19 protein-coding genes are annotated in these 14,622 nt (G+C 44.5%); 1 reads left to right on the top strand and 18 read right to left on the bottom strand.

All coding sequences use genetic code 11. The features are described 5' to 3' along the window. The first annotated feature begins 27 nt into the window (after nt 1–27). Nucleotides 28–705: a succinate dehydrogenase cytochrome b subunit gene (locus tag E4635_RS15465; RefSeq protein ID WP_135527612.1), complete on the top strand. Its 678-nt coding sequence runs from the start codon at nt 28–30 to the stop codon at nt 703–705. A 230-nt stretch (nt 706–935) separates the two neighbouring features. Here E4635_RS15465 and E4635_RS15470 read toward each other — a convergent pair whose 3' ends face one another. The 18 genes from E4635_RS15470 to E4635_RS15555 all read right to left on the bottom strand — a co-directional run bounded on the left by E4635_RS15470 (nt 936) and on the right by E4635_RS15555 (nt 14,416). After that, nucleotides 936–1,658 (bottom strand): hypothetical protein, encoded by a 723-nt coding sequence (locus tag E4635_RS15470; protein ID WP_135527613.1) that lies wholly within the window; start codon nt 1,656–1,658, stop codon nt 936–938. A gap of 46 nt (nt 1,659–1,704) precedes the next feature. Next, nucleotides 1,705–1,929 carry a DUF2798 domain-containing protein gene (locus tag E4635_RS15475; RefSeq protein WP_135527614.1) on the bottom strand — a complete coding sequence of 75 codons (225 nt, stop codon included), beginning with the start codon at nt 1,927–1,929 and terminating at the stop codon, nt 1,705–1,707. Between the two features lie 2 nt (nt 1,930–1,931). Then, nucleotides 1,932–2,348 carry a cupin domain-containing protein gene (locus E4635_RS15480; RefSeq protein WP_135527615.1) on the bottom strand — a complete coding sequence of 139 codons (417 nt, stop codon included), beginning with the start codon at nt 2,346–2,348 and terminating at the stop codon, nt 1,932–1,934. A gap of 66 nt (nt 2,349–2,414) precedes the next feature. Then, on the bottom strand, nt 2,415–3,701 hold the full coding sequence (locus tag E4635_RS15485; protein WP_135527616.1) for an epoxide hydrolase family protein: 1,287 nt from the start codon (nt 3,699–3,701) through the stop codon (nt 2,415–2,417). 11 nt (nt 3,702–3,712) lie between these two features. Beyond that, a complete protein-coding gene (locus E4635_RS15490) occupies nt 3,713–4,726 on the bottom strand; it encodes a nitrilase-related carbon-nitrogen hydrolase (RefSeq protein WP_135527617.1) in 1,014 nt (337 codons plus the stop codon). A 32-nt stretch (nt 4,727–4,758) separates the two neighbouring features. Then, the gene (locus tag E4635_RS15495) at nt 4,759–5,187 is read right to left on the bottom strand and encodes an Ohr family peroxiredoxin (RefSeq protein WP_135527618.1); all 429 of its coding nucleotides are present in this window, start codon (nt 5,185–5,187) and stop codon (nt 4,759–4,761) included. A 312-nt stretch (nt 5,188–5,499) separates the two neighbouring features. After that, nucleotides 5,500–6,738 (bottom strand): RNA polymerase sigma factor, encoded by a 1,239-nt coding sequence (locus tag E4635_RS15500; RefSeq protein WP_135527619.1) that lies wholly within the window; start codon nt 6,736–6,738, stop codon nt 5,500–5,502. Nucleotides 6,739–6,799: 61 nt separating this feature from the next. After that, nucleotides 6,800–7,135, bottom strand: a complete 336-nt coding sequence (locus tag E4635_RS15505) for a YciI family protein (RefSeq protein ID WP_135527620.1) — start codon at nt 7,133–7,135, stop codon at nt 6,800–6,802. A 102-nt stretch (nt 7,136–7,237) separates the two neighbouring features. Continuing rightward, complete coding sequence (locus E4635_RS15510) at nt 7,238–7,690, bottom strand: carboxymuconolactone decarboxylase family protein (protein WP_135527621.1); 453 nt, start codon at nt 7,688–7,690, stop codon at nt 7,238–7,240. Nucleotides 7,691–7,811: 121 nt separating this feature from the next. Continuing rightward, nucleotides 7,812–8,579: a LytR/AlgR family response regulator transcription factor gene (locus E4635_RS15515; RefSeq protein WP_135527622.1), complete on the bottom strand. Its 768-nt coding sequence runs from the start codon at nt 8,577–8,579 to the stop codon at nt 7,812–7,814. Next, entirely contained in the window at nt 8,560–9,654 is a 1,095-nt protein-coding gene (locus E4635_RS15520) for a sensor histidine kinase (RefSeq protein ID WP_246020822.1), read from the bottom strand. Before E4635_RS15520 ends, E4635_RS15515 begins: the two co-directional genes overlap by 20 nt. A 31-nt stretch (nt 9,655–9,685) precedes the next feature. Continuing rightward, nucleotides 9,686–10,429: a DUF1223 domain-containing protein gene (locus E4635_RS15525; protein WP_135527623.1), complete on the bottom strand. Its 744-nt coding sequence runs from the start codon at nt 10,427–10,429 to the stop codon at nt 9,686–9,688. Nucleotides 10,430–10,480: 51 nt separating this feature from the next. After that, nucleotides 10,481–11,527, bottom strand: a complete 1,047-nt coding sequence (locus E4635_RS15530; protein ID WP_135527624.1) for an alpha/beta fold hydrolase — start codon at nt 11,525–11,527, stop codon at nt 10,481–10,483. A 254-nt stretch (nt 11,528–11,781) separates the two neighbouring features. Further along, the gene (locus E4635_RS15535) at nt 11,782–12,234 is read right to left on the bottom strand and encodes a nuclear transport factor 2 family protein (protein ID WP_211518774.1); all 453 of its coding nucleotides are present in this window, start codon (nt 12,232–12,234) and stop codon (nt 11,782–11,784) included. 2 nt (nt 12,235–12,236) lie between these two features. Continuing rightward, complete coding sequence (locus E4635_RS15540) at nt 12,237–12,971, bottom strand: SDR family NAD(P)-dependent oxidoreductase (RefSeq protein WP_135527625.1); 735 nt, start codon at nt 12,969–12,971, stop codon at nt 12,237–12,239. A gap of 6 nt (nt 12,972–12,977) precedes the next feature. Next, entirely contained in the window at nt 12,978–13,196 is a 219-nt protein-coding gene (locus E4635_RS15545; RefSeq protein ID WP_135527626.1) for a tautomerase family protein, read from the bottom strand. Between the two features lie 4 nt (nt 13,197–13,200). Continuing rightward, nucleotides 13,201–13,755, bottom strand: a complete 555-nt coding sequence (locus E4635_RS15550) for a YceI family protein (protein ID WP_135527627.1) — start codon at nt 13,753–13,755, stop codon at nt 13,201–13,203. Between the two features lie 82 nt (nt 13,756–13,837). Beyond that, entirely contained in the window at nt 13,838–14,416 is a 579-nt protein-coding gene (locus E4635_RS15555; protein ID WP_135527628.1) for a Crp/Fnr family transcriptional regulator, read from the bottom strand. Nucleotides 14,417–14,622: the final 206 nt, after the last annotated feature.

Here is a 14,622-nt window from a genome sequence, read left to right on the forward strand (position 1 = left end):
GGATAACTATCAGTAATTGAATATATTATGACAAAAAAGCAATTTATGACCTCGTCCGTCTTACGAAAAACAGCTATGGCGCTTTCAGGGGTTTTCCTGATCACTTTTTTATGCCTCCATATTACCCTGAACATGACTTCGGTCATCAGCGGGGATTTATTTAATGAGGTGTCCCATTTTATGGGATACAATCCGCTGGTTCAGTACATTGGGCAGCCTATCCTGGCCTTCGGGGTGTTTTTCCATTTCTTCATGGGATTTGTCCTCGAGATCCAAAACAAAAGGGCCAGGCCGGTGGCATACGCCTATAATAGCCCGGGCGCCAATTCTTCCTGGAGTTCCCGCAATATGATCATTTCCGGGCTGGTCATCCTAACATACCTTTCATTGCATTGGTATGATTTCTGGTTCCAGGAACTGCATTATAAATTTGTAGCCTTCAATACTCCCGACCCCAACCGGTACTATGGCGAATTGGTCCATAAGTTCAAAAGCCCCGTACGCACCGCCTTGTATTGCTGTGCATTTGTATTGCTGGGTTTTCATTTGTGGCATGGCTTTTATTCGTCGATGCAATCAGTGGGTTTCAGCAATAAATATTCCCGGGCTTTTGCTAAATTCGGAAGGATTTTTGCTATTGCCGTCTCGGCCGGATTTATCTTTATAGCCCTGTTCCATCATTTTGTCAGCGCCAGGACAGTATAGAAATAAGCCTAGTCCAAAAAATAAAAAAGCCTAACTATAATGGTTAGGTTTTTTTATTTCCCTACAAAAGGAAATCCTATATTCCAGGATACATTACGTAATGGTAAATCAATTTCTCTAGATTGCCGTTAGATGCAGTCAGAGTGCAGTACCATTGCAGCCTGATGGCAAGGAACTGCCAAAGACAGCCCTAAAACCATTTTCAGCAACATGGTATTCCCGCCTGGAGGTTATTGCAGGCTTATCTCTTTCAAATCTATAGAAACCAGCAAAGGCCCCGGCAATAATGGGGTGTTGTCTTCCAATCGCACATAGACCTTCCTTTTGGTAGCGATCTTGATGCCCTGAACTTCTATATAATCGGACAGGTAATGCGCTGCTGTGGAACCTCCCGAGATGTCTACGCTGTAATCGTGCCTTCTGATCAATCCTTCTGTATCGATATAGAAAACCTGCTCCTTACCGTGTGATGCTACTTCAGGAGGAAATGTTACTTTAAGCCTCCTGAAAGTTTCCTTGTTCTCTTCCCATGGTTCCAGTTCCGTGACTTCATAACCCGGATTGGCAAAAGTAAAGGGAGCATTCAGGTAGGTCCACATGGCGTAACCGGCAAAATAAGCCAGCTGCAGTGTGCTCCAGGGTGTTTCTGCCGTATATCCTGAGAACGAATCCCGCGGGTTTCGTAATTCCTCAATGATTTCCCCGGCGGTGTTTTCTATCGCGATCCTCCCCGGAGTAAAAGAGGTTTTCCATTCCGGATTGATAAAAGGGTAGTGTGAGGTTGTTTGTTTTTTGGTTTCGGAAGTAACATAAATATCTTCCAGGATACCCGGCTGTTGTTTCATTTCCCATAAGGCTCCGCCGGTAACAAGCCTGGCAGTTATTTTCTCAAAGTTTTTCCAGGCTTCCAAACCTCCATGGGCATTGATTGTATATTCTAATAATGGGTTCATATCTATTTGATTTTTTTATAGTATAATTATAATGCTGTAGCCGAAGTTAGTGTTTTTTATCCTTGCTAAAAAGATGATCGACAAACCGTTGTACTTTCGGGCCTATAAAAAGGATGGCGGGCGTAACGATAATGTAAGCCATCAGCCATGATTTCAGCCATACCCTGAAAAACCGATCCGTAAAGCCCAAATTGATCGAAATAAGGCTAAAGGAAATGATACCGGTGGTAACGATACCCATAATAAGGGCAAAAGCTATTTTCTGTTTCATGGTTACAAAGGTTTTTTAAGGACTAACAAAGGTTTTCCTTTTTTGACTATATAAGTAGCAAGTTCTGCTGCCGCTTCTTTGCCAACATTCCTGGCAGCATGGTTTTTCCCGGCTGGTACAAACAAGACATCCCCGGCTTTAAGGACAATAGGTTCTCCGCCCTCAATGGTATATTCCAAGGAACCTTCCAGGACATTGATTATTTCTTCTCCCGGATGAGAATGCATCCCGAAAGAAACACCCGGCTCAAAATCTACCCGGACCTGGATGGCTTCATGCCCCGGCACGCTAAGGTCATGGCGCTGCAGGTCAGTGCGTTTTATTCCCGTTTGCTGGGCATTCGCTTCATTAGGAATAAAGAACGGCATAAGGCTCAAAAAAAGGACTGCCTTTACTACAATATTTTTATATGTTTTCATTTTTCTGTTTTTTTAGTGATACTGTAAAAGTAAGGGATACCTATAACCGGCAGCCCTTCCTGCTCATCAGCGAATCGGTTTAAAGGCCGCACGCAGTTCCTTTGCAAACAACTGTGGGTGTTCCCAGGCGGCAAAGTGGCCGCCCCTGTCTGCCTCATTAAAGTAGATTAGGTTTTTGTACGCCCGGCGTGCCCAGCTTTCCGGTGATGCATAAACATCCTGTGGAAATGTGGTAACCGCAACCGGAATGGTAATTTGGTCAGACTTCATCTTGCCGGCACTAATGATGCTGATGTTTCGGTTTTCCCAATAGATCTGTGCCGAAGAACCGGCAGTATTGGTTAACCAGTACAGCGAAATATCATCAAGGACCTGGTCTTTTGTAGGCAATTGCCCCGGATTTTTACCGTAAGACCAATTATCAAAACCGGGATGCAAGAAAATCCATGATGCAAGGCCAACCGGCGAATCCGACAGGCCATAGCTCACTCCCTGAGGTCTTCCTTCCATTGTAGTTTTATAAATAAAACCACCGCTTTTGATCGCATTATTCAGCTGGTTGAAAGCAGCCCGTTCCTTTTCGGAAAACCCGTCCGGTACTGTATTCCCGCCTAAAGCCATGCCTGCTTCGTTGGGTAATGTTGCTGGCAGGTTGCTGTGGATAGCCAAGAGCCCTTTTGGAGCCTGTAAAGCCATCGAGTGCACAATTCCTGCGCCCCAATCTCCACCTTGTGCCACATAACGGTCGTAACCAAGCCGGCCCATCAATACGATCCAGGCTTTGGCTATGCGGTCGTTGTTCCAGCCTCCTTCAGTCGGTTTGCCCGAAAAACCAAAGCCTGGCAAGGAAGGGATGACAAGATCGAAGGCATCTTCTTTTTTTCCGCCATAAGCGGTAGGATCGGTCAAAGGGGCAATGACTCCGGTCAATTCAAATACGGATCCCGGCCAGCCGTGGCTGATGATAAGGGGCATGGCATTTTTATGTTTTGATTTTACATGGATGAAATGGATTTCGACCCCATCAATGGTTGTCATGAATTGCGGATAGGCATTTAATTGGGCTTCTGCTTTTCTCCAGTTGTAATCGGTACCCCAATAGTGGGCAAGCTCCTGCATTTTGGCAAGTTCCGCTCCTTGCGAGGCATTGTTTGCCAGTTCTTTTTCCGGCCATTTGGTAGCCAAAACCCGCTGTTTTAGGTCTTGTACGTCTGCCTCCGGAATTTTTACTTTGAAAGGCCTGATGCTTTCATCGTTTTTTACATCCGGTTTGCTTTGTGCCGTTGCGAAGCTGAACTGCATCATCATTATTCCGGCGAATATCATTTGAGCAATATTATAGGTTGTTTTCATTTTACGGTAACTTAATTAAGGGTATTGATTTGATTGTTTTGTCCTTGTGCCACTAAGGGTTCGGTACTTAGCATACGATCGTGGATAGGCGCTGCCGGCGTACGGTCAATAGTAAGGCTAAGCAGTTCCGGGCGGCTGTAATGGCCTTTGGCATCCATTAATCGTTTGCGGGCATCAATTTGGGCAAAATCAATATCAGCAATTACTTCGCCTTCACCGGATTTTATCGGTTCCCCTATGATTTGTCCGTCCGGACCGATAACCGCAGTAAAACAGCCACCTGAAATCGGGCCAATAGGACCACCGGTATCTGCCGCGATCTGTGCTTGCTGGTCAGCATCGAGCCAACCGGTTGCACACACGACAAAACAAGCCGATTCGAGTGCATGTTGGCGGACATTGACTTCTGTCTGCTCGCTGAACAACGGGCCAAAAATAGATCCTGGATACATGGCCGAGTGGATTTGTTCCCCATCGGCAATCAGCGCATAACGGAACAGCGGGTTGTAATGTTCCCAACACGCCAACTGGCCAATGCGTCCTGCCGCACTGTCTACGGCACGTAACCCAGAGGCGTCTCCCTGTCCCCAAAGCATTTTTTCATGATAGGTCGGAGTCAGTTTGCGGCGGCGTTGGATAAGTGTTCCGTCGGCATCAAAAAGAAGCTGCGTATTATAGATTGTCCCTCCGTCACGCTCGTTGACTCCTATGGAAACCACCATGTTGGCTTCTTTGGCTGCCTTTCCAATAGCATCGGTATCTGCGGAAGGGACAATTATCGATTCTTCCAGCAGGCGCTGGTGTTCTTTTCCCATCGTATAAGGAGCCTGTATAAAAGAGAAATAAGGATAATACGGTATAATGGTTTCGGGGAAAGTCGCAAACTGGACCCCTTTTTCCCCAAGTTCAAGAATCTTGTTCACTACTTTGTCGACAGTTCCTTTTTTGCTGTACAATACAGGGCTGATCTGGACAGCGGCAACTCTTATTGTGCTGTTCCCTTCTGGTTTTTCAATTGTTTTCATGATACTTTTTTTTATGGTTTGCTGTCCAGCTATTATAAAATAATAGTTTCTATTTTTATATTCCCGTGTAGCGCTTTAGAATAAGGACACACTTTATGAGCGGCATGAGCAATAGCTGTTGCGGTTTCGCGGTCTATTCCGGGAAGGCTTATGTTCAGGCGGGCCTGTAACAAATAACCTTGTGTTTCGGACACGATTAAATCTATTTCGGCAGCAACGCTTGCATCGGCCGGGATCCTTACGTTCCTTTCTGCTGCGGTTTTACCCATGGCGCCTATAAAACAAGCGGACCATCCGGCAGCTAGTAATTGTTCCGGGTTGGTGCCTTCGCCTCTTCCGCCCGGAGGAGTAAGTTTGATGTCCAAACGGCCGTCTGAACTTTTGGAAGCCCCTTCACGTCCTCCTGTTGTTAGTGTTGATCCTGTATACACTACTTTTTCATTTTGATTTGCATTTTCCATGATTCTAAAATTTTAAATGTTTTTTTAATTATTGAATTGAAATTATCTGTAATTTCTTTGTCAAAGGTATCCCGGCAATGCTCCTGTAACAATCAGTAATGATGTGAAACGGACAAAATGAACCGTGAAAAGGACATCCTTCCTCTTGAAGCTTTATAGGGGATAATTATTTAGCTTAAGTAGTTGAAAATAAAGCTGTAGTGTTTCGTTTGAAACAGGGTTTTTCAATGATGTCTGGGAAAAATGACCGCTCTTCCGCTAGTATGCCAGGGAAGATTGCTATGGATTTGGAATATATCCGTGTGGAATAATTTAAACGGAAGGAACCCTGTTTTTATTTTTCAAAATGATGGTTTTATCCGCAGGGGATTTGGCAAGGGAATAGGCCATTTCAAAATGGGACACGGCTTTTGCATTATCATGGCCGGTATACAGGCTGCCCAATAGCGAATGGTAAAAATGATTGTCCTGTAAAGACAGTTTTTCAGCTTCTGCAATAGCAATTTCCTTTCCTTTTACTTTCGATAAAGCGTACGTCCTGTTAAGAGCGGCAATTGGGGAATATTCTAAAATAAGCAGGCTGTTGTAGAGTTCCAGGATACGGGCCCATTTTTCAGGGGTATCTTCTTTTTGGGTATGCCAATAGGCGATCCCGGCCTCCAGATGGTATTTGGAAAGCTGTTCCCCGCTTGAGGAAAGGCCTAAATAATAGGTGCCGCGATCTATCAATTCTGTGTTCCAAAGGGTTTCATCCTGGTCTTCGTATAAAATAATCTCGCCTTTTTCGTTTGTCCTGGCCTCAAACCGGGAAGCATGGAAACACATCAGGGCCATCAGGGCATTAACGGCAGGCAGGTTTGTCGTTTTGTTCTGGATCAGCAAATATACCAAGCGCATGGCTTCGGCACAAAAATCCTGTCGCAGGATCGTGTTTTGGGAAGTAGAGTAGTAGCCTTCCGAAAAAAGAAGGTATATGGTTTTCAGGACATTGTCCAGCCTGTTTTTTATTTCCGTGACCGAAGGCTGCTGTATCGTAATATTTTCCTCCTTTAATTTTTCCTTGGCACGGTTAATCCTTTTGTAAATAACCTCCCTGTTGGTCAGGAACGCTTCGGATATTTCGCTGACGCCAAAGCCGCAAAGCAGGTTCAAAGCCAGGGCGATCTGTGCCTCGTTTGAATTGCACGGGTTGCAGATGGTAAAAATCATGGCCAGCTGGCTGTCGGAAATATTCTTGTCAGACAAATCGATTTCAATCTCATCTCCGCTTTTGGTTGAATTGTGCTGTATTTCAGTAACAATTTTCTGCTCAAAAACGCTATTTCTCTTGTAATGGTTTTTGGTTTTGTTTTTGGCTACCGTATACAGCCAGGCCACAGGATTTTCCGGTATGCCCTTGATGCTCCAGGTTTCTGCGGCGGCCAGGAATGTATCACTGACAATATCTTCCGCAATCTCAATATGCTGGATACCGAAGAGCCGGCAAAGTACCGAAACTATTTTTTGGTATTCGGTCCGGAATAATTTCGGAATGAGTTGGTTGCTGTCCATAAGTACGGTAAATGCCTTCGTAAAGATACAAAGGCATTTTAATTGCTATTATTTGAAAGATTTAAATAGCCATCCGGATTTCAACATTACCACCAAGGGAAAGGATAGGGCAGCCTTGTGCTATCGCGGCAGCTTCCTCATAATCATTGGCTTTTATGATGATTAAACCTCCAATTGCTTCTTTGATTTCGGCATAAGGGCCATCGGTAACCCCTTTCGGATCAACTATTTTACCATGTCCGTCCCAGCGTTGCAAAGGCCTGGCGAGTTTGTCCTGCGCAGCGATCCCTCCAAACCATTCCTGCCATTGTTTCAGTTGTTGTTGTAATTCTTCCGGTGAGGGTTGTATTTCTTTCGTTTGGAAATCCCTGCGGAAAATCAATAAGAATTCGTTCATTTTTAATGTATTTTAAATTTGACGGTATTTTCTGTTGTGCTTCACCTGGCTTTTTGAGCTTTGTAAAATAATTCTAATGTACAAAAAAATCCTATGTTTTGATTACCCGAACTGGCCTACTCTGTAAGTGCCCGGAGTATTTGGAAAGGAAAGATTAAACCTGTTCCAGGTGTTGATCAAGGTTACAGCCAGCGTAAGGTCTATCATTTCTTCATCTGAGAATTCCTTATTGGTTTCTTTGTAAACCTCATCTGGTACATGGCAAGAGGTTACTGCTTCTGCCCAAGCTAAAGCCGCTCTTTCACGTGAAGTATAATAAGGAGTTTCCCTCCACGCACTCAAACCGTAAAGCCGTTGTTCTGTTTCACCTGCCGCACGGGCATCTTTGGCGTGCATATCCAAACAAAAGGCGCAGCTGTTAATTTGTGATACCCTGAAATTGACTAATTCCAAAGTACTGCTTTCAATAGTTGATTTTTTCAGGTGGCCGCTAACCCCAAATAATGTGCTTAACGCTTTTTGCCCTTTTTCGAATGCATTGATCCTTGTTTCCATTTTTATATTGTTTTAAATGTTATACCCTAATGACAACCGGAATTTGGGTATTGGACATTTTAAAAAAAAAAAAAACAAAAAATATTTTCTACAAGAAAGCAAACACATCAAAAGAATGCGGTTACCTGTTTTCAAGCCAGCTCAAAAAAGCGGTGGCTTTGTCTTTTCCTACCAGGAGTTTCTCTTCGGTCGGGACGGTTAATTTGACAATCAGTTTGCGGGAAAAATAATGCTCCGCTTCCCTAATGGCTGCAAAATTGACCAGGTATTGCCTGTTGACCCGGAAGAATTGGGCAGGCGATAAAAGTTTGTGCACTTCATCGAGTGACTGGGTAACCTGGTATTCGCTTTTGTCGAAAGACATGATGGTCGGGGTCTCATTCTTGATAAAAAAATACGCGATATTTTCGGTCTGCACGGTCATGTACTTATTGTTTTTGAACACCAGGAAACTGCTTTTTCCGGAAAATTCCCCGGACCGAGTCAGGAGGTAATCAAAATCAGGGAGGGCTTTTTTATTGCGTTGGAAGAAATTCTTCAACTCGCCGGCTTTCTTGATGGATAGGGCAATGCTTTCCCGGGAAAAAGGCTTCAGGATGTAATCGATACCGTTCGATTTGAAAGCCTCAATGGCATACTCATCAAAAGCAGTGCAAAATATGACCGGGGAAACGACTTCCACATTTTTGAAAATTTCAAAACACAAGCCGTCCGCCAGCTGGATGTCCATAAAAATAAGGTCGGGCTGGTCATTTTCCGAAAGATAGGCTACGGCGCCGTCCACACTCTGGATATACGACAGGATTTGCGTATCGGGCCTGATGCTCAGGATAAGCTGGCCAAGGGCTTTGGCTGTCTTTACTTCGTCTTCAATTATTAGGATGGTCATAAATTAAAGGGATTTTTACTTTAAAAAAAGTGTCGTCTTTGTCAATTTCAATGGTTTTACCTATCAAATGCATAAACCGCTGGTTGATATTATCGAGCCCGACACCTGTAGACACCGAACCTTTTTTGAGTTGGATGCGGTTTTCCACGATGAGGTAATCCCCGTCGGTATAAAGCCGGATGTGCAAGGGTTTGTCCAGCGACACCACATTGTGCTTGATGCAGTTTTCTATCAGCAATTGCAGTGTAAAGGGCGGAATGGCCGAGTTGTGGTATGCATCGCCTATTTCATCGGTCATCACAAATCCATCTTCAAAACGGGCTTTGAGCAAATAGGTATAGGATTCCAATATATGCAGTTCTTCCTTGAGCGGGATCAGGTCCATTTTCCGGCTTTCCAAAGTAAACCTGTAAAAATCGGAAAGTTTCAGGATGAAATCGGCACTGTGCGGGTCTTGTATCTCTACCATCGATTTGAGGGTATTGAGGCTGTTGAATAAAAAATGCGGGTTGACCTGCTGTTTTAAAAGCTCGTATTGCGCGCCCAGGTTTACCGATACGGTCCGTTCCAGCTCAACGCTCATTTGCTGTGTCTGATAGTTTTGGAAAAGCAGGTGCAGGAACATATACACAATCAGGTTGATCAAAACCCCTCTCAATTCAAACATGATGGGCGCATCCATTTGTGAGGCCTGGAAAAGTTCCTGATGGGCAACAACCAGCAGTATCATTACGCCAAGACCCGCCATGACACTCAGTAAAAGCTTGCCATTGAGGAAATTTTTGGCCGTGCGCCGGGAAGTGAATTTCGGGAGGCTATACATATTGTAATACCATATAAACAGCGAAAACAAAAAACTGATCGACGAATTTATAATAATATCCCTGGGTTTGGAATGGGCGTCAAAAAATTTCGGGACGGAAGAAAGGATAGCCAGTGCCAGGGAACTGCCCCAGATTACGCGTTGGGAAACTTCAAACCGTTTTTTTTCTTTTTCCATATACATGCCGATGGTCTTTATCAAAGGTAGTTTTTTTTTCGGATGCAATACCGCTTTTGCTGCGGTATTGCTCATTATGTTTCAGCATACAGTAAATAGGGAATTATCAGAAGATTGCCCTTGCCGCTCCCAAAATTGCACCGTTGTCCAGGTCTTGTACAAAACCAACCACTTCAAAATCAGTAGTGTTGAAACCTTTAGGCAGCGATAGTGAAGTAGTCCCTTTTTCCTTTCCCGGGGCAATACTATGTAATTGGTGTACGATCTGGAAATGTGATAGCACACGGTGGGCATTTTCACCTCTTTTGACATTGCTTTTTGCTGATTTCTGTACAATTGCCAGTAGCAACCGGCTGTTTTTTGAAGTACCTTTTACCCAATGGCTCACCAGTAGTGTATGGTTTGCCACCGAAGCATCCAGGTGTACTTCGGCCACGGACGGTTTTGCCAGTGCAGCACTTATGGCATTCTTGATAATGGTTTCCTGCGAACCGATGTGCCCGCTTTTTCCATTGACGATAACCTGCGGCGTATATACTTGTTCTTCCCCAAGCCAGTTGGAATACTGGTATTGCCTTTTGGTATAAGCGGCATTGCTGAAAATATCTTTCCAGCCCAGCCTGTCCCAATAATCTACATGGTATGCCAGGACGTATACAGTATTGTCTTTGTATTCTTTTTGGATCTTGCCCATCAGCGCATCGGCAGGAGGGCAGCTGGAGCATCCTTCGGAGGTAAACAATTCCAGGAGTGCAAATCCTTTTTTAGCTGTTTTTTCCTGGCCGAAAGCCTGTATCCCGAAGAGCAAGGCCAACAGCAATGGGGCGGAGGACATTTTTAATTTTTTCATAGTACTTAAAATTATGGTTTTTAAAACGTTTTTTATCTATTATTTGATGGATTATTTGCCAAATCCGTCCACTTCGATGATGGCAGCGGCAAAAGCTGCCGGATCTTCCTGAGGGACATTATGCCCGATTCCTTTAAGGATTTTATGGTCGTATTTCCCCGTGAATTTAGCGGCGTAGGATTTCCCATCTGCGTTGGCTCCGTCAAAATCGCTACCTATGGTAACAGTAGGTACGGTAATGGCAGGACGGGCAGCAATCCGTTTTTCTAAGCCGTCGTATTGGCTTTCTCCTTTTTCCAGGGACAATCTCCATCGGTAATTATGGATCACAATCGCGGCATGGTCCGGGTTATTGAAGGATTGTGCCGTCTGGTCGTACGTAGCAGTATCAAAATTCCAGATAGGCGACGCCAGCTTCCAGATCAACTTATTGAACTCATATTTGTTTTGGGTATAACCTGTTTTGCCTCTTTCGGTCGCAAAATAATATTGGTACCACCATCCGTATTCTGCCGTTGGAGGCAAAGGCTTTTCGTTCGCTTCCAGGTTAACGGCAATGTAACCGCTTACCGATACCAGTCCTTTAACCCGTTCCGGCCAAAGCGCTGCCATTACAACGGCTGTCCTTGCACCCCAATCGAACCCGCCTATCACGGCTTTTTGTATTTTAAGGGCATCCATCAGGGCAATGACATCACTGGCAAGCGCTGTTTGCTGCCCGTTCCTGAAAGTGCCTTCAGACAGGAAACGCGTGGTCCCAAATCCTCTTACGTATGGCGTAATAACCCTATAACCTTTCGATACCAATACAGGCACCACTTCCTGGTAACTGTGGATGTCATACGGCCAGCCGTGGAGCAGGATTACCGGAGCGCCATTGGCAGGGCCGGCTTCGGCGTAACCTATAGTAAGTACACCGGCATCGATTTGCTTTAATACCCCAAGGGAAGGGTTTATTTTTAGGGTTTGGTTTCCCGATTGTGCTTTGGCTTGAGTGATACTTAAAAAGAGTATGCAGATTAGTGCTGTCTTTTGAAAGATAGCTAAAAAGGAACGATTGCTGTTTTGTTTTTTCAATACGGTTTTGCTTGTTTCCATTGTTTTTAAAATTAGGATTGATGATTGGTTTTTTAATTTCTTCACCAAAGATATCCCGGCAATCGGCTCTGAACCATCAAGAAATAGCCCAAGCGGACAAAATAACGGCTGAAACGGACAACCTCTGAGCTGAAACCAACCATGCTTTTTTCTTCAAAGCTTTCCCATATAAATGTTGCTATTGCAAACGGTAGCCAATGCATAAAGCCTGAGGGTAAGCCAGGCGTTTATGAAGGTATTTCCGAAGAAATTCTTTATGGGTTGGTGTCGGTAAGCATTTTGCTTACGATGAGCCATTTCCCATCTATTTTATGGAAAGATAAAATGTCGTGGTACAGGAAATCGTACATCCTGACTTTGGCTTCGGCCACCGCAATGGAATTTACGATATGCACCGAGAGGATTTCCCCCTTGAACGGTTTTCCGGAATCTTTCGGGCTTTGGCGGTTCTTGACCCCATCCAGGTATTGCTCCAGGGTTTTGGCATAAGGGGTTCCTTTAATGTCGCCGAAAAGCAAGGTTTTAGGATGGAAGGCGGTTTCCAGCAAGGCAATATCGCCTTCGTAAATCCCTTTAAAATAGTGTTCTTCCAATGCCGTTACAATAGCCTTGGTATCTTCTTTCTGATTTTCCATAGGAGTTGTGTTTTGTGCCTTAAGCCCTGTCAGGGACAAAAGCCCTAAAGCGATTGATACAATTGTTTTCACGATCAGTTTAAATTGAACCCGGCTGCCATACCGCCATCGACATTAATGATGGCCCCGGTTATAAAATTGCTTTTGGCCACCGTATACACCATCTCGGCGATGTCTTTGGTTTCGCCCACACGGTTCAGCAAATGCTGGTTGGCGCCTTTGTCTGCCTGGTCGCCGTGCATTGGTGTACGGATCACGCCTGGAGCTATCGTGTTGAAACGGATGTTGCGTTTGCCGAATTCGGCCGCCAATTGTATGGTCAGGGCATGGATAGCTCCTTTGCTGGCTATAGGGGCTGTGGCGTCCAAGCCTCCAAATCCCTGGTTGACCAAAGGCGTACCGATGTTGATGACAACACCTCCCTGCTGCTTCAGCATTTGCGGAAGTACGGCCTGTGTGGTAAAATATGTCCCTTTTACATTGGTGTTCCAAAAACGGTCAAGATGGGCTTCTTCCACTTCCAGGAACGGTTTTGTTTCGAAAATACCGGCATTATTGACCAGTATGTCTGCAGAACCGAATTTTTCGATTGCAGCGGCCACTAACAGTTCTCCGGTTTTTTTATCGCTGACGCTACCGGCCACTTTGGCCAGGTTCGGGCCAGCGCCCAATTCCTGATAGGCTTGCTCCAGGTTTTCGGCCGTACTCGAGTTGATGACTACGTTATCTCCTTTTTCAAGGAAATACCGGGCTATTTCTTTTCCGATCCCGCTCGAGGCACCGGTTACAATGATGGTTTGTTTTTTCATGGTTCCTTATTTTTTATCTGCTGTTATTCCTTTTTCGCGCAATACGGATATTTGTTCTCCGGCATAGCCCCAATTGTCTGTGTCGATTTCATGGATGGCAATATGGGTCAGGTGCGGATCTTTGTTCAGTACTTCGGTAATCACATCTGTGATCCCTTTGATTAATTGTTGTTTTTGCTCGCGGGTAACGTCCTCGCGGGTCAATGCTATAGATACGAATGGCATGGCTTTAGTTGTTTAAGATTTCTGTTGAAGTGTTTTTGGCCGTAATGTCTATGTCCAGCTCAAAATCATTGTAGATCAGCGTGTCGCCCAAATCCTTAAAGAAATTGCCGGAACGGAATTTAATACCATATAAGGTTCGGTCTAAGGTCAGTTTACCGGATAGGGTAAGGGTACCACCTGTACTGTTTACTTCTGCCTCCAATTTTGCCGGATGGGTAATGCCTTTGATAGTTAGGTTCCCCTCTAGTAAATAGCGTCCGTTTGGGTTTTGTTTTGCAGCAGTGGTTTCAAAAGCAGCTGTAGGGAATTTTTCGATACTGAAAAAATCATCAGAAGCCAGATGCCCTGCAAACTGTGCATTGGTATCCGGGTCTGCAATGTCGAGGATTTTGATCGATGTGGTATCAATGATGACGTTTCCACCGGTCAGTTGCCCTTCGGTAAAGAGGAATCGCCCTTCCTTGATATTGATAGTGCCATTGTGTGCGCCGGTTACTTTTCTGCCGGTCCAATCGATATTGCTTTTAGCGGTTACGATTTCAAATGTTGTAGTTTCCATTGTATGTGTTTTAAAATTACACTGCAAAGGAAGATAAGAAAGCGCAGGGGGTTACGTGATGTACATCACATTCGGTTTTGGGCTAGTGCTGCCCCGTATGCAAGCGGCTCAACGTTTCCCTGGAAACCCCCAAATAGGCTGCAATGAGGTGTTTGGGTACCAGGTTGTACAATTGCGGGTATTGGGCCAGGAGTTCTTCATACCGTTTTTTCGCATCGTTGTTCATTAGGGATAAAAGCCTTTTTTGCGAAGCGATGTACCCTCTGTTGGTCCGCCACCTGAAAAAATGTTCTACCGGATGGAGTGCGCTGCATAATTTTTCACGGTCGCTGTTGGAGAGGCACAAAATTTCGGCATCTGTAATGCAGTCTATGTGTATGGTCGCTTTTGTGCCGTTGTACAAGGCAGCGTAATCGGAAGTCCACCAGGTAGGCATCGCAAACTGCAGGATGTACATCTTGATCTCGTCATTGATAAAAAAAGCTTTCAGGCAACCGGAAACGACAAAATACTCACAATCGACCTTATCGCCTTCACTGATAATGGTTTGCCCTTTTTTTAAGGACATTGGCGTAAAGAAGGAGAAGAGGTACTCAAACTGTTCCTCCGTCAATGAGGCCGTTTTGGCAATATGTTGTTGTAAAAGTTCCCGGGCTTGCATAGACACAAAGTTATGAAATTTAGAGGAGAAGAAAGAGGCAAGAAGAAAGAAGAAAGATAAGATTTGTGGTAAAATTTCTCCGAAAAAATATTTTATCACAAAAGTGTGATAAATTTTATCGCAACTATTTTTTTATCACAAAAGTTGTTTCAAATTTTTTTAAAAATATATTTTGAAACAAAAAGTATGATGATTTTTTTGCCACA

This window comes from Flavobacterium humi, assembly GCF_004745595.1.
GTDB lineage: Bacteria > Bacteroidota > Bacteroidia > Flavobacteriales > Flavobacteriaceae > Flavobacterium > Flavobacterium humi.